Below are 24,329 nucleotides of genomic sequence, written 5' to 3'. Positions count from 1 at the left end.
TGCTATTCGCCAACCGCTACAAATCTCCATTCCTCTTCATCGTTCATATGACTTGGTTTGGACAAGTCCACCTGGATGGGTAGTTTGTTTAGCAATTTCGTGACGGCACTCGACAGAAAGTTGTAGTGCAAGCTTAAATGCTTCAGCGCGCCATCTGTCGGAAGAGAGAGGAGGGCGCGTCCTCCCTCGTCTGTCAAAACTCCGAGCGATAGATCTAACGTTTCGATCTGTCGCACGAGAGGACTATTGACAATGACGGCTGCAATGTCGTCAACGAATTCGCAATTTCGCAGTCCCAGATACTTCAGGTTTGGAAATAACTCTCCGCTTAAGATCGGCTGTAGATCTTCGACGCGACTGTCTCCACCGTACTCTTGCGTTCCCATCCATAATTCCAAATGCTCCAACGCTGGAAACTCTGCTCGTCCGATCGAGCGTACGACTTCCGCAGGCAGTCCGCCCGACTCGCAGATCAAACCGCGAAGGCACGCATGCTTGGGTTGGCTGATGGCGAGACCGTTTCCCCCGCGCGTTCGCAGCAATTCCAGCTTTGGAAAGGCTTCGAACAACGGAGCTACATCGGCTTGATGGATCCAGGAGATTTCGTTTTCCTCCGAAACAATGTCTCCGAGATAGATCGCTTTCAGACTCCGTAGTTGATCTCGTTTTTCGCACAGTAATTTGATCACCTCACCGGGATCACCATCGCAATCCTCACCGGCCCAATTGCCAATCACAATCCCAACCGCATCCTGCGCTGCTTGGGTACCGAGAAAGTGCGCCAAATAAGGAACGCAGATTTCTTCGTCGTAATCGCTGCGAAATCGATAAACCGTTTTTCCACCTACCGCTGGCTTCTTATCGGGATCGTAGTCGGCCACCCGTCTGCCAATAAAAGTCTTTGCGTTCTCACCTATGTCGTCTTGCTTGCATATCGAACGAAATGCAAGGACGGACAAGGAATCACTTGCATCATCCGTCGATGCCGTCGCACTGTTGGCATCGACGTAACCTTTCTTCAGCTTTTCAGCGATCAATTTGTCAAAGTCCTTCCTTGCCGCACCTTCGTCAGCAAACGACTTCGTTTTCGATTGACCGTCTGTACCAGCTCTGCCATAGGTAACTGTGTGCGAATCGCCTGCGAGCTCGATATTCCAAAACTTATTGGATGTCGAGTCCATGAAAACCAGCTCACGTCGATTCATGCGTTGCTCCTTATACTCAAATCGGTTCATGATTTCAGAATGGTCAGACTTTTGATTGCATCGAAGCAAGAAAGTCTACGTCTCGATTGTCGGACAATAAAGTGCCGGGTCATCAAAACCCGCGATCCAAGCAGCCGCTTGATGGCAAGACTGCATCCCTGGAGGGACTCGTAAGAAGTACTGCCTGTTTGTGGATGGGCACCGGCACGCCAGTCCGACGAGCGGTTCATCACCACTCAGTTCAATTCTCAAGAGCTGCCGTCTTCCGCCAGCATCCATGTCTTGATCGATTACTTTCGCACCGACTTCTTCGGAAAACTTCAAGTACCCCATGCGTTCCATCATCACGCGACGAAGTTCGGCATTCTTTTCATCCAAGACCTGCTTCGCAGTGATCCTGTGTGGTTCGAACGCAATTCCATGCGTCACGGGAACCCCGCGCCAACGAAGCGGAGCATTCTGAAGTGAGTGTGGTAGAGACGTAATGCTCGAGCCACCGATATCAATCCAGCCTGAAACGCGAAGCCCCTCAGGCAACCGATGCAAATTCGAACAACCCGCCAAGTCCAATTGCCCTAGAGGTCCCATCCAAGCAGGAAGGGATCGAATCTCCAAGCAGTTTCGAAGGCGAACGTGTCCATTTCGAATCGACGCTTCTTGTGGCCATTCAGCCAGCCTTGGACAATCGCTCGCATCCAGAAACCAAGTCGTCAGTCGTTCGGGCAAGTGCTCCAGGAAAACACAACCTCGCACACTTATCGATCCACAAGAAAGTCCAACCGGCAAGTGTGCCAGTTTCCTGCAATTCTCCAGATTCAATCGTGATCGAACGCGGATTTTGGAGGGAAGCTCACGGATTGCCGTGTTGCTAAGATCCAAGTCGTTGCACACCATTTCGCACGAAATCTCGATTAAGTCTGCACCGCTCAAGTCGATACTGCCATCAACATGAATCGCCTCCGAACCGCCGGCAAGAATGTGTGCACGGGCTTCATTAGGTGTCATCCTCATGCACTCAATCCCTGATGGTCCGAATTTCGGTCGGTGTGTATTCGCGCTGCCGCCAAACACGATAGTAGCCAGTAGGAAGTTTGATGGCATCGTGTTCGTCATGAACAAGCGTTGCTTCTTTGGCGGTCACATGCAGAAACATACCATCTGGAGTGTCAAACAAGACTGCTGCACCTGACTCGGCGATACGATGGCAATGCCCCGTTAATTCACCATGGGCCAAGATCGTGTGCTGCGCTTTGCGACGATTCTCCGGAAGCGTTCCAACCTCCTCGACCATGACATCCCCGTGACGATATTGACTCATTCTTGCCTCTTCCAATTTGAGCACCTCTTCATCGACCTGCCCATTATGCTGTGGACCGGGACAAGTATGGGCACTCTACAAGAATTTTTTGGATTCCCTGCGTTGCCTTCTATTCCACTGTCCGACTTCTTGGAGTCGATCCGCAATTCATCAAAAATCGCATCTCTCGTCACAACGACCAATGCTCATCGAATAGACTCTTGAGGATAAACTGACAGCCATAGGTCTAGATCAATCGCCGCGACGGTCGCGCAGATGTCTCCATGCCACACGAATGAAGAGGTTCTGTTCCTGCGTGACTCATTCCGTTACTCTTTTTTCTCGATTGGCAGCGGGGGAAGAGATTCCCATGGAGGATTTGCTCCCTCTGGTGTATCAGGAGTTGCATACCATCGCGACGGGCTATATGCGATCGGAACGTGTCCAACATACGCTGCAGCCAACGGCATTGGTCCACGAAGCATTTGTGAAGCTGGTTAGTGGGCAGGAGCAAGATCACTGGAAATCCCGTTCCTATTTCTTCGCGGCGGCGGCAGCGTCGATGCGTCGTATCTTGATCGATCACGCTCGAAGGAAAAAGACGCTGCGAAGGGGAGGAAACTTGGTGCAGATCGAGCTTTCTGATTTCCCCGCGTGCGCGGGAGATTTCGATCATAGCTCTAGGTTGCTCCTTCTGGATGAGGCGCTCACCAAGCTTCAAGATGTAGATCCGCAGCTGGCGAAATTGGTCGAGTTACGGATGTACGGCGGTTTAGGATACGAAGGCCTTGCAGAAACCCTTGCCATCACCGTCTACCAAGCGAGACAGAAATGGCAGTTTGCAAGAGCATGGCTGAAGGTCGCCATGGAAGAGTCTGACGATCGAGGTGCATTGGCAGCTATGTAGTCCGCTTGAATTCTCCGCGGATCAGCGTACTTCCCCTTTTTTGGAAAATTCTTCGACGGATCTCGGACCAACGACGCAGGTATGGTTGCGGTATCGTCGTTTCGATCCACGAGAGTCAGCATGAATTCCGGCGTGAATAAACTCCAACAACTCTTTGCCCAGATCGCATCTCGTCCCAAGGGCGAGTGGCAGGAACTGCTAGAGCGTCTCACCAAGGATGAGCCCGAACTCCGTGTTCCTCTCGAAGCTCTCTTGAATGCGAGCCAAGAGCCGGACAGTCTTCTCGATCCCGTCTCTCTTCATGCGATGGCGGGGAGCAAGAGTGGCTCGGACGATCCTGGATTAACGACGTACGACATGCGGGTCCTCCAACCCGATCTGTCCATAGGTGGCCGTTATCGGCTTGTTGAGAGAATCGGTGAAGGGGGGATGGGGGAGGTCTGGTTGGCGAGGCAGTCCGAGCCCGTCAAGCGATCGGTCGCGATCAAACTGATCAAATCCGGAATGGATTCCAAGTCGGTCTTGGCCCGATTCGAGGCAGAGCGACAAGCCCTCGCAATGATGGATCACCCGAATATCGCAAAGGTATTAGACGGGGGCTTGATGCCTGACGGTCAACCCTTCTTCGTCATGGAACTGGTGAAGGGGACGCCCATCACCGAGTTTTGCGACCGCATGAAACTATCGCCTGAAAAACGGCTTGAGCTTTTCATTCCGGTGTGCAACGCGATTCAGCACGCCCACCAAAAAGGGATCATCCATCGAGACATTAAACCATCCAATGTTTTGGTCGCTCTCTTCGATGACGCTCCGGTCCCAAAGGTGATCGATTTCGGTGTTGCCAAAGCGACTGGTGGCGGACTGACAGAGCAATCGGTTTACACGTTCTTCGGCGGTATTGTCGGTACTCCGCAATATATGAGTCCGGAACAAGCGACCTTGAATAATCTCGACATCGACACGCGTAGCGATGTGTACTCTCTCGGCGTCTTGCTTTATGAGCTCCTCGCAGGTGCCCCTCCGTTTTCCCAAATAGAGCTTGAAAAAGCAGGGGTATTGGAAATTCTGCGAGTGGTTCGAGAGGTGGAGCCTCCGAGGCCGAGTGCGAAACTTAGCAGTTCGCAATTGGTCGCAACACTATCAGCCAATCGAAGCTCCGAACCTCAGCGATTGACGCGGCTACTCCGCAGTGAACTGGATTGGATTGTTCTCAAAGCGTTGGAAAAAGAACGATCGAAGCGCTACGAATCAGCGCAGGGGTTTGCGGCAGATATTCTTCGATACTTAGCAGGAGAGCAAGTCATCGCGCACCCGCCAACGCTGATGTACCGATTGAGGAAGGTAGCCCATCGCAATCGGAGCGGCTTGATTGCTTTGTCAGCGGTGTTGCTCGCCATGCTTGCTGGATTGGCAGGAACAAGCTGGCAAATGCTCCGGGCTAACCGAGAAGCAAGCCGGGCGCTCACCTTGGCGGACAATGCCAGAAAGGCGAAAGAAGAAGCCGAGGATGTTTTGATCTCGGGAATGATGCGACCGTTGGGATTCGGAGATCTCGAAGAAGGAAGCGTTGCCAGGACAACAATCGAGGACATCGCTCAGCTCGAATCGTCGGAACTCAAACTGAAGATTCTCGACCGGGCGATACGAACGCCGCAAGTCGCCGATCGACTTCCAACTCAAATGGCCTGGATCCTTCAAGCGTGCGTGGGATTGGATGCAACCAGTCATCAACAGGCGACTGAAAACGCCCTGGCGATATTTCGCGACCAAAGTCTCGATCACCGTGTGCGATACGCAGCACTCAGTTGCCTAAACGAACTAGACACAATTGGCACTCTGAGTATCGATGAGTTCGCGAACTATGTACGGCAAGCTCCCGATGAGCGAAAAGAAGGAGTTTGGGAGTCGCTCGTATGGGTCAATCTACGAGACAACCCCGATGGTTTGGTGGATTTCCTCTTTGAATGCCTTCGGGGCAATCAGGGGCAAAACGCATTGGAATTTGCGTGTGCGGATCTTGAGAACCTCGCTAGCGAAGATTCTATCTTCGCTGGCAAAGTACTCGAACGGCTTGATCGCCCCCAAAATTTGGACGTTTGGTTGAAATCGGACGACGCGAACATCCAGTTACCTGGAACGGAAATAATCTTCGGGCTCAATCCCGCCAAAGCGATCGTTTCGAATCCCTTCAGTCTGCGTGTGAAGACAATTGCGTGCGCCTTTCCGAACGACCCCACAAAGAAAATGCGAGCCTATTGCAACCTTGCAAAGCTCGCAGAGTCGAATCACGAAAAGACCCGTGGCGGGCTTCTACTGACCTTGCCGGATTTTTGGACTAGCTTGGCCGATGCGGACGACGAAATGTTCACGCTCGGAGTCGAATTGGCGTTACGGTATCTTCCAATCAGGATGGCAAACGACGGAAATGATTTCCTTTACACGAACAGGGACTCGCTTTACAAAATTTCGAATCGACTTTCGCCATCTCAGGCTGCGATGGCTTTCGAATATCTATCCAAAGATCTTGGCCTTCTCTACTCCTACACCATGTCGTCCCGTGGTGATGCTGTCATCGGCGTCGCATTGAATCAAGTTGGATCAAGACTTTCCGCGGATGATGCTTCACGATTCTTTCGAAAACTGAGTGACCAATTATCGATCGATCGGCGCTATGGAACCATTGCCAATTCTCTTCAAGCGATCGCGGGCGTCGCCCAGGTTCCCGGATTCCCAGAACCAGGTATGGCCATCAAACGGATGCTCGAATACTTGCCTAAGGTGAATGTCAACTATGTCAGGAATGCTTGCTGGTCTACGATCGTAAAGCTTGCAGACCAGATCGATCCAACGGTTATCCAGGAAGTAACAGCGCTTATTCAAGCAGACCTTGAGGCGCAATTGTCGTTTGGAGAATTCGACAAGCCAGAAATCTTAGTCGAGCACTTGATGAGTCTGTCGCAGCTCGGTACGGAAGTCGACCTGGAGTCATTCTATTTCTTGTTCATCGTGGATTGTGTGAAGAGTTCCGCCAACTCCGACGGCGAAATTACCCTTGCCCTGAAGATGCTTGAGCAATTGACTCCCGCGAGCCGACGCAATGTCGCCTTAGCGTCGTACCGTACTGCGGAGGAGTCAACTTGGAATATGCAGCTTCTATTCGGTAGTTCCTTAGAGAAGAACTTACTTCTCGACCTCTCTTTCGATGATCAGAAATCACTCGCGGATAGAATTTTGGAGTTCTTGGAGAGCTCAGAGGAGCCATCCGGAATGGCGGTTTCTACGGGTTGGAACATGGGGGAACCCCTTGCGATTTTGATCCAAGATTGGCCTGATTCGCCTCGAATCCAAATCATCGAAAAGGCGTTTGGGAAACTGCGGGAGCAGTTAGGACTCCAGAGCGGAGACTCGAACCGAAATACCAAACTAGTGGAAGGCGCGTTTCGATTCTTGGTCGACGCCAGAAAATGGCTCAGCGACGCACAGCAACAGGAATTATCACTTCTGCTTTCTCGGCACAGACAAAACAGCATGTCCTGTTTGAGTGAGGATATGACGAAGCTAATCGGTGCGTTGAATGCTGATCAGTTGGAGCCATTTTGGGAGGCGCGCGTGTCGGATTGGACGAAGAAGCAGGACAAGAGTGCGAGCGATTCAATCGATCCCATGCCCTTTGTTAGAGAGCTTGCGTTGATCGGATCCGCTAGGTTTCAAAAGGATCGCGATGGTTTCATCAAAGACTTTTCGCTTCTGATGGAAAGAGTGGACGAAGATGGCTTTGCAAAACTGGCAATCGAATCACCACTCTTCGGCATAACAATGACGAAGCAAGAGTATCAATCGATCATCACCATAGCAGCCAATCGACTACTCTCCCAAGGCTCCTTGCAAGTAGAGGTAATTGCTTTTGCCGACGATGTCTCCAATTTGTCGAACCAACTCACAAAGATTGAATGCGTTGGCGATCTCCGTGCCGCGTTGTTAAATCGACTAGAACAAATCGCATTCCAAGAAGAAGTGGACACGGATTCGTCGTCAGATGCGGAGAATGCACCAAATGCAAATACCTTGGAATGGTCCTACCTTCCGTTAGAGGTACCTCCAAAGCGCAAACACTTTCGCAGTCTTCGAGATTTCATGAATTGGAATTTATCCAGGCCACCTGAGAAGAGATGGTTCAAGGTCTCCTCAGAAACTGCGATTTGAATCGGTGAAAGTTCCCTAGGCTGGTATTTCTCATTTTCAGAAGCGAGTTGATGATGTTGATGACAAGAGTGATGGCTAGTGCATTGGTGATTCTTGTATGCACCACGCGGGAAGGATTCAGCCAAGAATCTGTTAGCGAATTGAAGAATCGGATCGAGCAGCTCGAGGCAAAAGTACAATTGCTTGAGCGATCCGTTAACTTGCTGTTTGCGGAGCTTGATAAGGGCCAGGCTAGCGTCACCATGGCGGCGAATTCCAGCAACGCACCGAAGGGAAGCGAGGGGACGAAAGAACCAGCCAGCGATCAATCTGACCCGTTCCGAGTAGGTGTCACGTGGGTTGGTGATGTGGCCGTGAAGAATGCCAGGGGAAGTGCAAAAACCAAGTGGGCGATTTCGATCTCGGAACGGGATGGAGTGCGATTTGAAGGCGGCCTCGTGGTCAGCCTACCCGATGGACAGATCGTTGAATCCCCCGTGTCTGGCACGGCCCCAAGCAACGGTGATGGATTGGTTGTCATGGAAACGCCGCTTGTTGGACGAGCCAAATCATTTGCGCGGGGGCGACTGCAGAACGGAGAAATCGCATTGACAGTCAAAGCGACCACCAAGCTTGGAGAAGAGGTGGTAGGCGCCGCAACATTGCGTCCCAAGAACTGAGGAGAGACCTCGAACGGTCATCAAGTTCCGATGTAGCGAGCGAAGAGTTTTCGCGCGAGTTCCACATCTTCCGTTCCGGTTAGAAGAGCGCGACCATCTCGGAAGAGGGTCCATTGCAAACCTTCTAACTGGAACTTCAAGAAGTATGCATTTGCGGTGACACGGCATTCGCTTGCAAGGCGACTGGCAATCGCCTCCAATGCCATTGGCTCACTCCGATCCAGGACAATTTGCACGGTATTGCGACCACAAAGCACCTTGGCCTGTGACTGCCGTTCCCCGCGCAAAAACTCGAATTGCCGCTGCACGCATGCCGGGCATCCCGGATTGTTTTCGGATGCCTCCAGTCGATGGAGGCGAAGTCGCTTTGCTTCTCCCTCCCAGCAATCGAAGACGCGCAGGTCGCCATCGATTGCGGAGGGTCCCGATGCAAGCAACTTCAACGCTTCCATCGCTTGCCAATTCGCGATGATCCCCACGGCAGGTCCTAGGACTCCTGCCGAATCGCACGTTTGCATCTGCTCCGCGGGGGGAGGATCCGGCAAAAGACATCTCAGGCACGCGGTTCGTCCGGGAAGAATCGTGAGCGTCTGCCCGGAGGCACCGACGACCCCGCCGTGAATCCACGGTATCTGATGCTTGCAGGCATAGTCGTTGATCAAGTATCGGGTTTCAAAGTTATCCGTACCATCGATGATCAAGTCGGGATGGCCGATCAATAGCTCGATGTTTTCCGAGTGCAAATCGGTAACATGAAAATCAATCGCCGTTTCGGAATTGAGTCGGCGAAGATGTTCGGTGCAACTTTTTGCTTTTGGGTTAGCCAGCCCTGCGTCTTCTTCCGTGTAGAGGGTCTGCCTTGGCAGATTGTCCCATTCGACCCAATCGCGATCGATCAAGGTCAAAGAGCCAACACCGGCTCGGCAAAGACGTTCGACGACCATCGAGCCCAATGCACCGACACCGCAAATCACCACCCTGCTCGCAGCCAACCTTTGTTGGCCCGATTCTCCTAGTTGGGAGAAGGATTTTTGCCTGCGGTATCGGTCGCTCACCCCGGTTGCTTATTTCTTGTTCGCGATAGCTCGCAAGACAGCAGCACCCATGTCGGCGGGGGATTCGGCGACGGCGATGCCAGCCGCTTCCAAGGCAGCGACTTTCTCGGCGGCAGTTCCTTTGCCACCGGTGATGATCGCGCCGGCGTGTCCCATTCGCTTTCCTGGAGGTGCTGTCCGCCCAGCGATGAAAGCGGCGACAGGCTTGGTCACATGATTCTTCACGTACTCGGCGGCCTTTTCTTCGGCATCGCCACCAATTTCACCGATCATCAAGATGACTTCGGTTTGATCGTCGTTTTGATATCGTTCGAAGACGTCGATGTAGGAGGTTCCAACGATAGGGTCGCCACCGAGTCCGACGCAGGTGGATTGGCCCAGTCCCAGACCCGATGTTTGCCAAACGGCTTCGTAGGTAAGCGTACCGCTTCGGGACATGATTCCAACCTTACCCACTTTGTGGATGTAACCTGGCATGATACCGATCTTGCACTCGCCCGGTGTGATCACGCCTGGGCAGTTGGGACCGATCAACACCGACTTGCTCGCCTTTACGCGTTCATAGACGTGGACCATGTCGACGACAGGGACACCTTCGGTGATAGCACAGATGACTTCGATGCCAGCATCCACCGCTTCGAGGATGGCATCGGCGGTAAAGGCTGGGGGGACGAAGATCATGGATGCGTTAGCACCCGTTTGTTTAACCGCTTCTTCGACGGTGTCGAAGACGGGGAGGCCCTCCACGGTTTCACCAGACTTGCCAGGTGTTACCCCACCGACCATTTTGGTGCCGTATTCTTTGCAACCTTTGGTATGGAAGGCACCTGCTTTACCGGTGATACCTTGGCAGATGACCCGGGTCTTACTGTTAACGAGAATGCTCATGTTTATTCGCTTTTGAATGGATAGATAGTTCGGTGGAATGCGTTAGGCGATCGATGCAACGACTTTCTTCGCTGCGTCGGTCAAATCATCTGCGGAGATAATGGCGAGACCGCTTTCACGCAGCATCTTCTTGCCCTCTTCCACTTCAGTGCCTTCCAATCGAACCACGAGTGGAACGTTGAATCCAACTTCCTTGGAGGCTTCGATGACCGCTTGAGCAATCGTCGTGCAGCGGGCAATTCCACCGAAGATATTCACGAGGATCGCTTTCACGTTTGGATCCGAAAGAATGATTCGGAAGGCCTCGGTGACTTGCTGGGTATTGGCACCACCCCCTACGTCCAAGAAGTTAGCGGGTGCACCGCCATGGTGTTTGATAATGTCCATCGTCGCCATGGCCAAACCGGCTCCGTTCACGAGGCAACCGATATTGCCATCCAATTTGACGTAGCTCAGGCCTGTGTTTGCGGCTCGGATTTCTGCGGGTTCTTCTTCTGCTAGATCCCGAAGCTCTTTGAGATCGGGATGGCGAAAGAGAGCGTTGTCATCGAAGGTGATCTTCGCGTCGAGGGCGATCATCTTGTTATCTTCGGTAATCACGAGAGGATTGATCTCCGCCATGGAGCAATCAAGGTCGATGAAGAGCCGGCAGAGTTTCTTCATGAAGAACTCGGCACTCTTGGCAGCTTCACCGGAAATATTCAGCTTCTTGCAAAGCTTGCGAACTTGGAAACTCTCCAGCCCGTAAGCGGGATCGAAATACTCGCGCAGAATCTTTTCGGGAGATTCCTCAGCGACCTTTTCAATTTCAACGCCCCCTTCGCTGCTAACCATCAAGAGAGGTTTCTTCTCAGCGCGATCGATGACGGCGGCCAAGTACAATTCACGGGCGATTTTGCAACCTTGCTCCACGAAGACTTGATTGACCACCGCTCCAGCCTCGCCGGTCTGGACCGTGACAAGACGGTTTCCTATCAAGTTCTTCGCGACGGTCGCAGCCTCGTCAGCAGACTTCACCAACTGCACACCCCTTTGCGAAGGAACTTCGATAACGGTTCCTTTGCCGCGACCACCCGCGTGGACTTGAGCCTTGACCACGGCTATTGGGCCGCCGAGTTTATCGAAGGCCGCTTTCGCATCCTCAGGGGTTTTGGCCACGAATCCGGCCAAGACAGGAACCTGGGCCTTTCGAAATAGTTCTTTGGCCTGATATTCATGGATTTTCATGGTTGGCTCGCGCAGCAATCGTTTAGAAAGGTGATGGCACCGGCAAATGGAGAAGTGCAAATGATTTACGATTGTTTGGGTCTGTCAAGCCGGTTTGGCGTTAGGCTTCTACAACTTGCTCTCTCCTAGTCACCATCCTGCCCCACTCGTAACCACTGCCACCCGTTGCCGCCAATTGCCACTCACTGGCACTCACTGGCAACTTACACATGGTCAAATCGATAGGCCCCCTGGGGTCAATCGCCAAAATAACGGTACAATCGACCGCCGCTGTGGTGAGATTCCGTTTCGCGACCACCGCAGCGTTATCAAGCCGCATGATCGATCTCCTCTACGTCGGATGGAATGGGAAGGTGAAGCGTGGGAATGGGCGAAGTTCCGAAGGATAGCAACAGCTCAAAACCTTGGGTGGACAATCCGAGTTGGGACAAACTTGTCGTGGATACCTATGCCGAAGCGTTTCGAAGTTTGTACGCGCGCGTCTTGGTAACCGCACGCGACAGGAAATGGCTTATGGCTGCTTGCCAAGCAGCGACGGGACACGCCAGCAGTACCATCCTTTGCGATTGCGAAGCGGGTATCGAACAGATCTTGGACGGAAAAAGTCCAGGGCAAGAAACGCCGGATGGTCGCATTGGGGCAGTTCTTCAGTTCCATGTCCCCCGTTTTCGCAAGGATCGCGTCGAGCACCTGGAAAAGGTAATGCTCGCGCGATTGAGTCAAAACATTTTGACGTGCCCGACAACTCGCTGCTTCAATGCCTTGGATACCGATCCGTATTTCAAACTGGGAAGAAAGATCGCTTTTTTTGGCGATGGCCATCAGGAGCGGACAATTCAGTTTGGAGTGAAGGGGTGGACCATCCCTACGCTGGGTGGCGAATTTTTTCTAAGCCGCCGATTTGGATTCGCCGACGGAATTATGGGAGGGAATCTTTGGTTCCTGGGTACCAGCGAAGAGGCGGCCATCGAGGCAGCTGAAAAGGCTGCGGAAGCGGCGGACCTGCATCCCGGTGTGATCACGACTTTTCCTGGAGGTGTTGCAGCGAGTGCGAGCAAGGCTGGTAGTTCCTATAAGTTCTTAATCGCCAGCACCTTCGCCGAATATTGCCCCACCTTGAAAACGAAGCTTGGAGATCGCTCTCTCGTTCCAGAAGGAGTCACCTCCATTATGGAGATCATCATCAACGGTGAGTCGCTCGACGCCGTGGCGTCTGCGACTTACGCAGCGATCGCTGCCGCACTTCCCGTGGACGGGCTCCACAGCATTAGCGCAGGAAACTACGGTGGACGTCTTGGGAAGTCCTTTATTTATCTTCACCCCGATAAAAAACCAGCTGAAGGGTCTTGATCGGAATGGCCATCATTTCAACCTGTGAAAGCTGCGGCAGCACGCTTCAGGTCGATGACGCGTACGCTGGCTTGCAGGCGCGATGCGGTATGTGCAATGCACTCTACACGGTACCGCACAAACCCCTCGCACAGTCCAGCAGCCCATCGACTTTTTCGTCTGCCCACCCACTCTCCTCGGTTTCTTCGGAGCATGATGCGAAGCCCGCAACCGGCTCCGATGCCGAAACGATCGAGCTTCAACCGATCGATTCACCCGGATTCGCCCCTGTTCTTTCTGCGGATTCGACCCTTGAGCGGAGCGAACCTACGTTCTGGGTCAAAGTCCCCGATGGAAACGTTTATGGTCCTGTCGATGCGGCGACCCTGCTTGGCTGGGCAGAGCAAGGCCGGGTGAACAGCACTTGCGAGGTCAATCCGAATGGCTCGCAGTTGTGGCTCAACTTCTCGGTGTGGCGGATGCAACATTCCGCTTTGGAGAAACGCAATCCTCCTTTGGCTGGCAGCTCCCACGTAGGATCCCCTAACCTGTTTGGAGAAAGCTTCGCAGCCCAGCCTCTCCCCGCCAATCAAAAACCAACGACTTCATCCGGTCAAGGTTTGCTGGTCCTCTCGCTCGGGTTGATATCGTGGTTTTTGTGTCCGACAGTCTTGGGTGCACCTATTTGTTCTATAGTCACATTGATACTGGCGACCAATGAGCTGAAACGAATTGCGGAAGGGCGCTCGCCAAGATCAGACCGAGTCATGGTCTTGATCGGAATGTGGCTGGCAATCGGCAATTTGGCTTTGTCCGCCTTTTTCGTCTTTCTGTTTTTTGTAAGCCTGGCGAGTTGAGGAAGATCTAGGAATGTTCCGCCCGCTTCATCTTCCTTGACAGGACGGGTTTGGTACGATGGTGGCTCGTTGGGGAATGGCCCAGGTAGAAACGCTCGTTCGTTCCCGTTTTTCTTCCCCGGGGCCAAATTAGAATAGGAATATGACGTGAAGCTGATCATCGCCATCGTTCAACCGAACCGGCTGGAAGAAGTCAAAGAGGCGCTCACCGAGGTAGAGGTGTTTCGTCTCACCGTGCTGGACTGTCTCGGGTATGGTCGGCAGAAGGGACAAAAATCTGCGTTCCGCGGACAGGATCTCTCGATCAACTTGCTCCGCAAAGTTCAATTGCAGATCGCTGTCAACGATGAGTTCGTCGAACCCACCATCGAGGCCATCATGAAAGGTGCTCGAACCGGCGAAAAAGGACAGATAGGCGACGGTAAAATCTTCGTTCTGCCGATGGACGATTGTGTGCGGATACGAACAGGCGAACGAGGCTCGGAAGCAATCTAAAGGAAGGACTCCCCTACATGGCTCGTGACGTCGCAGTGATTCTCGCAGCAGCGGGAAAGAGTACGCGGTTTAGAGACCCCTTCTCGAAAAAAGTGTTCACGCTTTGTTCGGGCAAGCCGGTTTGGCAGCATAGCGCACAACTCTTTGCAGATCATCCCCGCGTGGCTCAAATCATTATGGCCATCGCTCCCGACGACAAAGATACCGTCCAAGAGAAATTCGCGGGCAACTTAACCATGCTGGGTGTGGAGTTGGTTTTAGGGGGAAGCGAACGTTTCGAGAGCATTCGCAATGCGTTACAACGAGTCAAACCTAACCTTGCCCTCGTTGCCATTCACGATGCAGCGAGGCCTTGCTTAACCCGGGCCTCCATTGACGATGTGCTCGCGGTCGCCGACCGAAAAAAAGCGGCCATCCTGGCGGCACCCATCCGCGGAACGGTCAAACGATGCAAATCGGATGACAGCATCGAACAGACGGTGGAAAGGGCTGGACTCTGGCAAGCACAAACACCGCAAGTCTTCAGTTTGGATATCCTCCAAAAGTCCTATGCTCGCGTGAAAGGGACTCCGACGGACGATTCTCAAGTCGTCGAGGAGGCAGGCTACTCGGTTTACTGCGTCGAAGGTCCAGAGTCGAACATCAAGATCACAACGAAAGGGGACCTCAAGATCGCCGAATCCATTCTCAAGGTCCCCGCCAAAACAAAAGACAATCCCTTCTTTTAACCACCGGAAATCAGTTCGAGTCCACCAATCCCTGCATCGTGAACTTGGATACCATCAAAGCATCTCCGCCGACGGGCGATTTGGCGTCTGCCGACGGTCGCTGCAGGAGTTTCGGAAACCGCGCGGCCTCGAAGACATGCAGGTTGGGAGTGCGTCCCAGTTCATCTAGCTTTTGCTGAATCGATTCCCCACGCTTTGTTTCTAGGATTCCCGGGATGTTCGAGCCCCCGGTAGACCATACATCCTTGCCCTGCCACTTGATCCGAATTCCCGATTGAAAGACATTCGCGACAAAGGAACCGGAAGCGATGTACGAAACCGCCTCCTGCTTGGGACCGCTAATCGTCGCCACGAGGGAAATGGGAGCGCCGTCGACAACCTTATAACCGGAGGCTTCTGCAGCCTTCTTTAGCGACGCAGCGGCTTGCTGCGCGTATTGCCCAGCGCCCGATGCATCGATCGATACCTCAACTCCAGGGTGAATCAAAAACACGCTAGGGTCATTCTCTGCTTGAGCGAGGATCTTTTCCGCTGCCGGGTGTGGAATCTTAGCTGGGACAACCAGTCCAGATTCCTTGCTTTGCATGGCGATGAAGGACATGCCTCCTAACACTTCGATCCTTTTGGCATCGCGATATTCGCAGACTTTGATTTGAGAAGGAATGTGCAGGAGCAGTCGTCCGTCTAACAGGGCGTAGTCGTCATGCGGGCAGCTCAAGCTATTGGTTGCGATGGGCGTCCCGGTAAGTGTCAATTTTTGCGCCCATTCACCGGTCGTCAAATCGAGAACGCGAAGCGAGTTGGTGAAGGTGATAATAAGCTTGTTGCCGCTCGGGTTCCAGCAGGCTCGAGTCCAAGCCAAATGGGGTTGATCGGTCATAGTTTGTTGGCATTTCACTTGCCCTGAATCGGGATCGACGATCAAGACCGTATGGCCTTTCACCAAAGCAACCAAGCTGCGATCCAACGAGGCGGCAACGGCAAAATTCGACGTGAGGCGCGCATGCCAGTAGGGCTTTCGCGTCAGCACATCGATGCAAGCGACGTGGCCATTGCTCCCCACGAGAAGCAATTTGTTATTGGCGAGAGGGATCGCATCGGAAAGCTTCGCATTTGACTTTCTGCCAAAGCTTTCGGATTCGTCCGGAAACGGGACCCAGAGGGAAGAGCGAGTTACTTGTTTGCCGGTGACCTTCCACAATTGCAATTGGTCTGGCGTCTCGAATCCTTTTCGATCATCGCTGGATCCCTGCATTAACACCGTGCTGCCATCATTGAGCAAACAGAGTGGGCCCATATCCGCTTCCACCGCTGCCGTATGGATCGCTTTGCCCGTTGCAAAGTCGATCAACGACAGTCGGCTCAGTGGCTTGGGTACGGAGAAGCTCACCGTGAAACCTGCAACAGCCCTCATGGCAGTGGGGTTCACATCGAGGCGCCTCAAATCCTCGTGAAAATTCTCCTTCTCTTTCAGCATGGCACGTTTGGCCGTCGCCCCGAAATCGGACGGCGGCGGCAAAGTCAGGTTCCATGACCCATCGTTATTGAGATCGAGATCATCAACATCATTCCAATCGATTTTCAGGTCACTGGCCCAGCCTGCCAGGGCGCCGCCGCTTCCGTTTGCACCGCCTTGCGAGGTCGAACCGTTCGCATTCGCAGAAGAACCGGAGCCAGACATCGAGGGCCCGGCCGCCCCAGCCACTTCTTCGAAGGGATTGCTACCGACTTTCAGAAAGGCTTGGTCCGCTTCGCTCAGTCGAGTTAGCGGAATCTTCAGAGTCTTCCCATCATTGGTCTTGAGGAAGGCAATTCCATCCTTCACTTCAATGAGACTCGCTTGGATTTTATAAGTGCCCGTGGAATCGGACCACTCACGCATGCTGTTGGATTGGGCGATGCTCATGGGTGCGAGCAAAGCGACCGACAGCAAAGCCGTAGAAAGGGAAGAGGAACAGAAACGCAACGGACGAATGGAGAGAGGGGGCATTGTTAGACATCGCAGATCGAGGACGGAGAAGCTCAGACACACCGGTGCGTCTGAGCGATTAATCGTTTCGCGAGTCTATTGTAATGGAGGTGAGAATGCCCTGTTGCGGAGGACTAGGCTTTTTTCATCTCACAGCTCAAACCGCCAGCGGCCGGTACGTATGCCTGGCGGGTGTAGTCCATCACCATTCGGTGGGAACTAAATCGCCAGGCCAAGGTGCTGATGCTGCTCATCATCATCTTGATCCACTGCCTTGGGAGCCCGTCCCGGTCTCGATTGTAGTAGGTGGGTATAACGGACTCTTCCAGGGTCTGATACAAGTAATCCGAGTCGCGTTTGTCGGTGACGCGGTCATCGGTGTGACTGGTCCCTTTCCCGATCGCGAATCCATTGGTGCCGTTGTAAGCCTCAGCCCACCAACCGTCGAGAACGCTGCAGTTGAGACCTCCGTTGAGGACCGTCTTTTGACCGCTCGTTCCAGAAGCCTCGAGTGGGCGACGCGGATTGTTAAGCCACACGTCGACTCCTTGGATCAAGTGACGACAAACGTTGATGTCGTAGTCTTCGATAAAGACGACGCGACCTCCAAATCGAGAATCGTTTCGCAGGTTCGCAATCTCTTGGATAAAGCGTTTGCCCGGTTCGTCTTTGGGGTGGGCTTTCCCTGCGAAGATGACCTGCAGAGGGCGATCGGTGCTATCGAGCAGTCGCGAGATGCGATCCAAATCCTTGAACAAAAGATTCGCTCGCTTGTAGGTAGCGAAACGGCGACCAAACCCGATGGTCAAGATGTTCGGGCTCAATACATTGCGTGCTGCTTCGACAATGTCATCGCTTTCACCTCGTCGGCGGCACTGGCGAGAAACACGGCGTCGCACGAAGGAAAGGAGCAAATTCTTCAGAGCATTGTGCGTTTCCCAGAGCTCGCCCGGATCGACTTGGTGGATGTACTGCCATACATCGGCCTCTCCCATTTGCGACTTCCAGTTCGCTGGAAAATGTCGATCGTAAAGCTGTTGCATCTGCCATGCGAGCCAGCTTTCGACGTGAACACCGTTGGTGATATGACCGATTGGAATGTTTCGCTCTTCACGATGTGGCCAAAGACTTTGCCACATGCGTCGCGAAATGTGTCCGTGCAATTGGCTGACCGCGTTGGCTTGACGCGACATCTTGAGCCCGATAACGGTCATGCAGAAGGATTCGCTGTGATCATCAGTATGGACTCTCCCCAACCCCATAAGGTGTTCGGGACTCAGGCCCAACGCGTCTCGCAGCGGGCCTAAGTGTTCTTCGATGAGTCCAGCATCGAAGCGGTCATGCCCCGCTGGCACCGGAGTATGCGTGGTGAAGACGGTCATCTCCGACACTTCTCGCACAGCATCCTCGAAGGACATTCCGTCATCCTCCATGCGTTGCCGAACAACCTCGAGTGGTGCGAAGGCACTATGCCCTTCATTGAGGTGGTAAACTCCCGGAGTAATGCCGAGAGCTCGCAAGGCTTTGACACCTCCGACCCCGATCACAAGCTCTTGCCGGATGCGGGTCCGTTCGTCACCACCATAGAGGCGGCTTGTGAGCTCGCGATCTTCGGGACGATTTCCTTCGACATTGCAATCGAGCAGGAACAACCGAACGCGTCCCACAGCGACCTTCCAGACTTTGGCGAGAAGCCGGCCGTTGCGAGTATCGATCGATATGGTCAAGGGAGTCCCATCGGCCAATGTGGCTGCCTCGAGCGGAAGATCCTCCACTTTGGTCTCGTAGTATTCCTCCCGTTGGTACCCATCTCCTGTGAGATGCTGTTTGAAGTAACCGTGTGAGTAATAGAGTCCGATTCCGATCAAGGGAACGCCAAGACCGCTCGCGCTCTTCACATGGTCGCCGGAGAGAACCCCCAAACCACCGGAATAGACGGGCAGCGATTCATGCAGACCGAACTCGGCGGAGAAGTAAGCAACCGGCTTGCTCCCCAGCACTCCCGAGTTGGTCTGGGCCCAAGTATTGGAGCTTTCCAAGTACTCCTGGAGGCGCCGGAAGGCATAATTGACTCGACTGTGAAGCACCATCTCGCTCGCGCGAACAGCAAGCCTTTCGGCGGTGAATTCTCGCAGCAACGCGATGGGGTTGTGGTCCAACTGACGCCATCGAATCGGATCGATGTCACGGAACAAGTTGGATACCTCGGGTTGCCAACTCCACCACATGTTTTTGGCCAAGGCCATACACTTCTCATACAGAGCCTCCGCGTCGATTTCGTTTGCGAACGAGGGAGATGCGAAGTCCTGGCCGACGGTGTAATCGATTTGTGTCATGGTTCTTCAATGGATTCGAAGCATGGGCAATGGCTAGTCCTTAGCCCTACAACGGCTTGATGCCTCAACCGGCTTGAGAGGAATGTGAATTTGTTAGAGGAAGCTCGCAAATTCGAACTGGGAGAGGCTTTTCGGTTATAGCGGATTGCGCGATAAACTTAAAGGTGACTCGATGACTCCCCGAACGAAGTAAGCCATCGGCGCGAGACAACAAAACAGGAAAGGTGGGCAAAATGGACAAAGTGAAGTTTTCAAGAATGATGGTTTTTGCATCCGTGGCCCTGATCGGGTTGTCTTGTGTCCAAGCGTCGGGTTCCGAGTGGACCTCTTTTCCATTGCACCCCAGATCCTCTTTTCGCGGGATCTATCCGCTCGACAAGAACACTGCTTGGGTGTGTGGAAGCGAAGGAGTCGTCATTCGCTATTCGCGCCGCGATGAGCAAGTCGTGTTGGGCCATATTCAGGGGCTCGAGCATTCGGAGTTTCGTTCGATCCATGCTTGGGATGAACAAAACGCGATTGTCGCGACTGCAGGTCAACCTGCCTGCCTTTATCGAACGGCCGATGGTGGCGTGACCTGGCGCGAAGTTTATCGAAGCTCCCACCCAACTTCCTTTTTTAATGGCATGAAATTCTTAGGGCCAGAAAAAGGAATCGTCTTCGGAGACCCGGTGGACGGTCGCATGGAGGTCCTCGTAACCCTCGATGCAGGAAAGAACTGGACTCGGCTGCCTGCAGAGGCTTCCCCGCTTCTGCAACAAGGAGAAGCGGGTTTCGCGGCGAGCAACTCGAGCATGCTGCTATCGGAAGATTGGATTTGGGTGGGACTCGGGGGAACCGAAGGGGGAAACGCGTGCGTCCTGCAAACTCCTTGGAAAGATTTGTTCAATGCGAAGACCCCACCTTCATGGAAACGAACGGAAGTTCGAAGCATATCGCGCAGCCCAAGTCGCGGTATCTTTTCACTCTGCCGATCGACCGACAAATTGATCGCAGTCGGAGGGGATTACAAACAGCTATTCGACAGACAAGGTACCCTAGGCATTTCCGATGACAGGGGGAACAGTTGGCGGCAAGGGAAAGGAACAGGAGTACGAGGCTTCCGCTCAAGCATCGTATTCCACCCTGAATGTTCGAGATGGATTTGCACGGGGCCGACAGGTACGGATATCAGTCGAGATGGTGAAACATGGGCTCCCTTCTCGGAGCTTGGATTTCATACGCTCGGAATCGCCAAAGACGGAAGCGTCTGGGCGGCAGGGGCCGATGGAGCAGTTGGACAAGTCGATGCCCCGAAGCTGTTACAAGCCTTGCCGAATTGATCGCTTCGCTACGACGCCCCCAGAAGCCCCCGGATATAGTCTTTGAAAAGCAGCATATCGTTCGGAGCATCCGGTCCAATGATCAAGGGACCTTTCTCGGGGGAAGTCCACAGCCCATGACTCCCTTGGACACGTTCTGGTTCGAGTGGGATCACGTCCATTCGGTATCGGAATCCCAATTTCTTTTGCGCTAGGCGAGCGATGGCTCTCAGTCGAGAGGTCATGAACAATTCAACCGGGTCGTAACCCGGTTTGCGATGAATATCGACGGTTCTCGCATAATCGGGGGCACGGGCATCGTCGAGCCAAAAGTAGTAATGGAACCAAGCGTTCGGGGTTGCCAGCGCAATCCAATCTCCGCTTCGAGGATGCCCTAATCCGATATCTGCAGGATCGACAACTTGTGCAACCCCATCAATGTTCTCCAAGCAACGACGAACGGCAGCGCGATCCGCTGAGTTCTTCACGTAGATGTGCGCAACCTGGTGATCGACAACCGCGAAAGCTTTGGAATCGCCCGGCATCAGCTGCTCCCCAAATGGTCCGTCGCGAACGACGAGCCACCCGTGCTCACGAAGAACTCGATTGATTCCGATCGCTTTGTCGACAGGTACAAGGCCGTATTCCGACACGACGATGGGGGTCGCACCGATGGAATGCGCCGCCTCGATCACGATCTGAGCACATCGGTCGACTTCGCGGACTCGCTCCATACTCGGTGCAGCGAATCGTTGAAAGTCGTAGTCGAGATGGGGCAGATAGGTCAAAGTCAACGTCGGTTGCTTTTCTCGCAAAACGATCGCTGTTGCCTTCGCGATCCAGTCCGAAGCTGGCAGTCCAGCGTTGGGGCCCCAGAACGAGAAAAAGGGAAAGGGACCTAGTTGATCGACGAGCCGGCATTCGGTGTTGTCGAGAATATCAAACACCTTCGATCCGTCGGATCCATAATGCGGCTTCGGTGTCGCGCTCCACCGGACCGGTGCGTGCTGATTGAACCACCAAAACATCTTGGCAGTGTCGATCCCGTCATAGAGCAGTCGTTCCGACTGGATCAGATTGCGAGACTGCTGCCAAAATCGGACTTCCCCCGTGTCGCGAAAGTACCAGCCATTCCCCACAATGCCATGCTCGGCAGGCAATTGGCCCGTAAGCATCGTGGCTTGTGAGGTACAGGTGACGGCAGGAAGGGGTGGCTTCCAAGGCGTCGCATTCCCGAGCTTGGCGATGTGGGGCGCGTGCGACATCAAGTCAGGCGTCAGCCCAACAACATTGATGATACAGACCTTGTTGGGATTCAACACCAGTTCCGTTTCCAGCTCGATCGCGTGCTATTTGTTCACGGGTTTGGGAACCGAATCGGAGTAGTAATCCTTTCCAATCATGGTCCCGCCGTAGTAACCACCGTATTGATAGGTCGCGCCATATCCGTAGCCACCATATCCTGATTGGCCGTATCCGTATCCCGGTGTGCTGGAGTACGCGTCGTAACGATAGCCTCCATAACCGTATCCGTTTCCTCCGACTCCGATTCCATTCACCACGACACCAATCATGTTGGCATTCATGGAATGGAGCATCTGCGAGGCCCGAAGGGCAATCGGCTTGAGGTTCCGACGGAGACGAACGGTCAAGATGACACCATCGACGTTGGTGGCAACTGCAGCCGGATCGCTCACGACCAAAATAGGAGGTGTATCGACAATCACAAAGTCAAACTTGTCTCGCAATTCGGCAAGCAATTGCTTGAATCGCTCGCTGGCCAAGAGCTCTGCAGGGTTCCCAGGGCGCCGGCCGCATGTCACGGCAAAGAGATTCTCGATCGTCGTGGTTTGAATGGCGTCATCCAATTCCGCTTTGCCCCCGATGACTTGCACGAGCCCCAAGTCTTCTCGCAAGCCGAAGATCTTCGCCACCCGGGGACGTCGGAAGTCGCAATCGACCAAGCAAACACGCCGGCCCGATTGAGAAATAGAAACGGCGAGATTCGCAGCAATCGTCGACTTTCCATCGCCAGGCACAGGACTGGTCACCTGAATGACCTTGATCGATCCTTGGCTGCACGAGAAGAAGAGGGCTGTTCGAATACCGCGAAACGCTTCGCTCAATGCGGAACGAGATTTGTGCAACGTAACGATGGACGTATCCACCTTTTCGTCAACCCGTTTGGTCCGTGAGAGACTCGCCAGCGGCAAGTGTCCGATGATCGGCATCCCAAGGTCCACGGCGATTTCATCCGGGCTGCGGTAGGAACGGTCTGCAAGTTCCAGCAGGTATGCGATACCGCTGAACAATGCCAACCCCAACATGGCTCCGATACCGAGATACAGTTCGATGCGAGGGCCGACGAATCCGCCAAGGGACGAAACTTCCAAATCGGAAATCGTGGTTTGATTCGACTCCGTGCTCACTAACAATCGATTCAGGACTTCGCTGATTTCCTTGGACGTCTTGCCGAGAGCCTCGAGCTCGGCCAAGTTCATCATAAAGTCGCCGATCAACTGGGCGTTGGCCTGCACTTTAACCTTGATCGATGCAATATCCTCCAAAACCTTGTTTCGCTCTCGCTCCAATTTGGAGAGCTCTTCGGTGAGGGCACCAAGCGAGTTTTTCAGCTGGTTCTGGAGACTCGGAATATCGCGTTGATCCGATCCGATCAACAACTTGACGTTGTCTTCCGCTTCCTTGAGGTCCGCTTTCTTTTCAGCCAATTTGGCTTCGACTTCATCAAGACTATTTCGCAGAACTTTCACCGTCGGATGCTGTTCGCCCCATGTGCTTAGCTCTTGCTTGAGCTTGATGCGAATAGGGATCACTTGCATGTCTTCGAATTGACTCACCGCGGAAGCAAGGACTCGGACGTCGTTCTTCTCGCTGGCAATGTTGACGCCGTCCAGCGGTGCCGCAAGGGTCCCCACTGCAGAGGATGCAATCAAACGAAGGGACTCTTCGATGGGCCTCCCTGCGTCTTGGGCGATGCGAATCTGCTCAAGCAATGATTCGACTCCCCGCTTCTTGCTATCGATGACCGCGACAGACTCTTCCATCGCGATCAATTTCGAAGCGGATGGGTCCATCAGCTTTCCATCGACGAAAATCAAGTCGGCGTTCTGCCGGATCTTCTCGACGTCCTTCTGAACTTTCTCCTGCCGCTTCAAATACGAGTCATTGTATTTGTTCAGGACGGTGACTGCGTCATTCGACGCGTCGTTCAGTTTCTTGGATGTATGGGCTTTGTAGCCTGCGACCACCGCCTGAAGAATCGTCCCGGAAAGTTCGGCGTCGTCCGTGGTGATTCCAATCGAGATGATTTCGCTGTTGGGGTCGGTAGAACCAAGCTTGACTTCAAGAACCTTTTTGTTCTTGATCCAACCGATGATCTCCTCCTTGCTCTTTCCGAGGAGTTTGCGGTGCTGAGTTAGCTTGGCAGACTCCACCGCTTTCTCGATGACCGACAAACTGCGAATCACGACGAGCTCGTCGCTCTTCCCCTTCGTGTCCATCGGCATGTTCATATTGTCGATGGGTAGATTTCGCATCGGGCTCTGCACCTGCACAAGCGCCATCGCTTTGTACTGAGGTGGCATCTGGCCGTAAACCAAATAGCCGATGGTAAGACCAATGAAAGCCCCGAGAATGGGCAGCCATTTCCAGCGCCAGAGCACCTTGAGCAGATCGGGATTCGTCTGCTGTCGTTGGCCTGGTTGATTCGGGAGCGAAGATTCGGACGGATTGCGGATGGCATCCATATTCAAAATTCTAATACTAGAGCCTTGGGGCAGTTCATCCCTCTAGTTTACGCAGGCAGCATGTTCGATCCAGCCAATCGGGGCGATACTGAAGGAATTTCCCATT

At 53.5% G+C, this 24,329-nt stretch carries 19 protein-coding genes; 8 read left to right on the top strand and 11 right to left on the bottom strand.

Annotation, left to right across the window (positions count from 1 at the left end):
* Window positions 1-2: 2 nt before the first annotated feature.
* The 3 genes from SH467x_RS19435 to SH467x_RS19425 form a co-directional block, all read right to left on the bottom strand.
* Window positions 3-1,205, bottom strand: coding sequence for an STM4015 family protein (locus SH467x_RS19435; RefSeq protein WP_482368749.1), 1,203 nt, complete (start codon window positions 1,203-1,205; stop codon window positions 3-5).
* 75 nt (window positions 1,206-1,280) lie between these two features.
* The gene (locus SH467x_RS19430) at window positions 1,281-2,216 is read right to left on the bottom strand and encodes a DUF6745 domain-containing protein (RefSeq protein ID WP_482368748.1); all 936 of its coding nucleotides are present in this window, start codon (window positions 2,214-2,216) and stop codon (window positions 1,281-1,283) included.
* Between the two features lie 4 nt (window positions 2,217-2,220).
* Window positions 2,221-2,523, bottom strand: a complete 303-nt coding sequence (locus SH467x_RS19425) for a hypothetical protein (RefSeq protein WP_482368747.1) — start codon at window positions 2,521-2,523, stop codon at window positions 2,221-2,223.
* Window positions 2,524-2,818: 295 nt separating this feature from the next.
* Between SH467x_RS19425 and SH467x_RS19420 the strand changes: the two genes are divergently transcribed.
* From SH467x_RS19420 to SH467x_RS19410, 3 genes are all read left to right on the top strand, one after another.
* Entirely contained in the window at window positions 2,819-3,409 is a 591-nt protein-coding gene (locus SH467x_RS19420) for an ECF-type sigma factor (protein ID WP_482368746.1), read from the top strand.
* Between the two features lie 120 nt (window positions 3,410-3,529).
* Entirely contained in the window at window positions 3,530-7,612 is a 4,083-nt protein-coding gene (locus SH467x_RS19415) for a serine/threonine protein kinase (protein WP_482368745.1), read from the top strand.
* Between the two features lie 71 nt (window positions 7,613-7,683).
* On the top strand, window positions 7,684-8,271 hold the full coding sequence (locus SH467x_RS19410) for a hypothetical protein (RefSeq protein WP_482368744.1): 588 nt from the start codon (window positions 7,684-7,686) through the stop codon (window positions 8,269-8,271).
* Between the two features lie 20 nt (window positions 8,272-8,291).
* On the opposite strand, the gene SH467x_RS19405 is transcribed toward SH467x_RS19410, so the two are convergent.
* The 4 genes from SH467x_RS19405 to SH467x_RS19390 form a co-directional block, all read right to left on the bottom strand.
* Complete coding sequence (locus tag SH467x_RS19405) at window positions 8,292-9,326, bottom strand: ThiF family adenylyltransferase (RefSeq protein ID WP_482368743.1); 1,035 nt, start codon at window positions 9,324-9,326, stop codon at window positions 8,292-8,294.
* Window positions 9,327-9,335: 9 nt separating this feature from the next.
* Entirely contained in the window at window positions 9,336-10,214 is an 879-nt protein-coding gene (gene sucD / locus SH467x_RS19400; RefSeq protein ID WP_482368742.1) for a succinate--CoA ligase subunit alpha, read from the bottom strand.
* A 42-nt stretch (window positions 10,215-10,256) separates the two neighbouring features.
* The gene (gene sucC / locus SH467x_RS19395) at window positions 10,257-11,456 is read right to left on the bottom strand and encodes an ADP-forming succinate--CoA ligase subunit beta (protein WP_482371400.1); all 1,200 of its coding nucleotides are present in this window, start codon (window positions 11,454-11,456) and stop codon (window positions 10,257-10,259) included.
* An 85-nt stretch (window positions 11,457-11,541) separates the two neighbouring features.
* Window positions 11,542-11,760: a hypothetical protein gene (locus SH467x_RS19390; RefSeq protein ID WP_482368741.1), complete on the bottom strand. Its 219-nt coding sequence runs from the start codon at window positions 11,758-11,760 to the stop codon at window positions 11,542-11,544.
* Between the two features lie 47 nt (window positions 11,761-11,807).
* Here SH467x_RS19390 and SH467x_RS19385 point away from each other — a divergent pair, with 47 nt between their 5' ends.
* The 4 genes from SH467x_RS19385 to ispD all read left to right on the top strand — a co-directional run bounded on the left by SH467x_RS19385 (window position 11,808) and on the right by ispD (window position 14,850).
* Complete coding sequence (locus tag SH467x_RS19385) at window positions 11,808-12,791, top strand: formylmethanofuran--tetrahydromethanopterin N-formyltransferase (RefSeq protein WP_482368740.1); 984 nt, start codon at window positions 11,808-11,810, stop codon at window positions 12,789-12,791.
* A gap of 5 nt (window positions 12,792-12,796) precedes the next feature.
* The gene (locus SH467x_RS19380) at window positions 12,797-13,627 is read left to right on the top strand and encodes a hypothetical protein (protein ID WP_482368739.1); all 831 of its coding nucleotides are present in this window, start codon (window positions 12,797-12,799) and stop codon (window positions 13,625-13,627) included.
* A gap of 147 nt (window positions 13,628-13,774) precedes the next feature.
* Window positions 13,775-14,122, top strand: coding sequence for a P-II family nitrogen regulator (locus SH467x_RS19375; RefSeq protein WP_146679522.1), 348 nt, complete (start codon window positions 13,775-13,777; stop codon window positions 14,120-14,122).
* A gap of 17 nt (window positions 14,123-14,139) precedes the next feature.
* Window positions 14,140-14,850: a 2-C-methyl-D-erythritol 4-phosphate cytidylyltransferase gene (gene ispD / locus SH467x_RS19370; protein WP_482368738.1), complete on the top strand. Its 711-nt coding sequence runs from the start codon at window positions 14,140-14,142 to the stop codon at window positions 14,848-14,850.
* A gap of 10 nt (window positions 14,851-14,860) precedes the next feature.
* On the opposite strand, the gene SH467x_RS19365 is transcribed toward ispD, so the two are convergent.
* Window positions 14,861-16,840 (bottom strand): SHD1 domain-containing protein, encoded by a 1,980-nt coding sequence (locus SH467x_RS19365; RefSeq protein WP_482368737.1) that lies wholly within the window; start codon window positions 16,838-16,840, stop codon window positions 14,861-14,863.
* A gap of 113 nt (window positions 16,841-16,953) precedes the next feature.
* Window positions 16,954-19,155, bottom strand: coding sequence for an alpha-glucan family phosphorylase (gene glgP / locus SH467x_RS19360; RefSeq protein ID WP_482368736.1), 2,202 nt, complete (start codon window positions 19,153-19,155; stop codon window positions 16,954-16,956).
* A 257-nt stretch (window positions 19,156-19,412) separates the two neighbouring features.
* Here glgP and SH467x_RS19355 point away from each other — a divergent pair, with 257 nt between their 5' ends.
* Window positions 19,413-20,477 carry a hypothetical protein gene (locus SH467x_RS19355; RefSeq protein ID WP_482368735.1) on the top strand — a complete coding sequence of 355 codons (1,065 nt, stop codon included), beginning with the start codon at window positions 19,413-19,415 and terminating at the stop codon, window positions 20,475-20,477.
* An 8-nt stretch (window positions 20,478-20,485) separates the two neighbouring features.
* On the opposite strand, the gene SH467x_RS19350 is transcribed toward SH467x_RS19355, so the two are convergent.
* Window positions 20,486-21,778 carry an alkaline phosphatase family protein gene (locus SH467x_RS19350; RefSeq protein ID WP_482368734.1) on the bottom strand — a complete coding sequence of 431 codons (1,293 nt, stop codon included), beginning with the start codon at window positions 21,776-21,778 and terminating at the stop codon, window positions 20,486-20,488.
* 27 nt (window positions 21,779-21,805) lie between these two features.
* Window positions 21,806-24,223, bottom strand: a complete 2,418-nt coding sequence (locus SH467x_RS19345) for a polysaccharide biosynthesis tyrosine autokinase (protein WP_482368733.1) — start codon at window positions 24,221-24,223, stop codon at window positions 21,806-21,808.
* Window positions 24,224-24,329 lie beyond the last annotated feature (106 nt).

The organism is Brakhagea slesvicensis, from assembly GCF_052161625.1.
GTDB lineage: Bacteria > Planctomycetota > Planctomycetia > Pirellulales > Pirellulaceae > JBKCUI01.
Note: the sequence above shows the minus strand (reverse complement) of the source record. Positions and strands in the feature narration are given on the sequence as shown.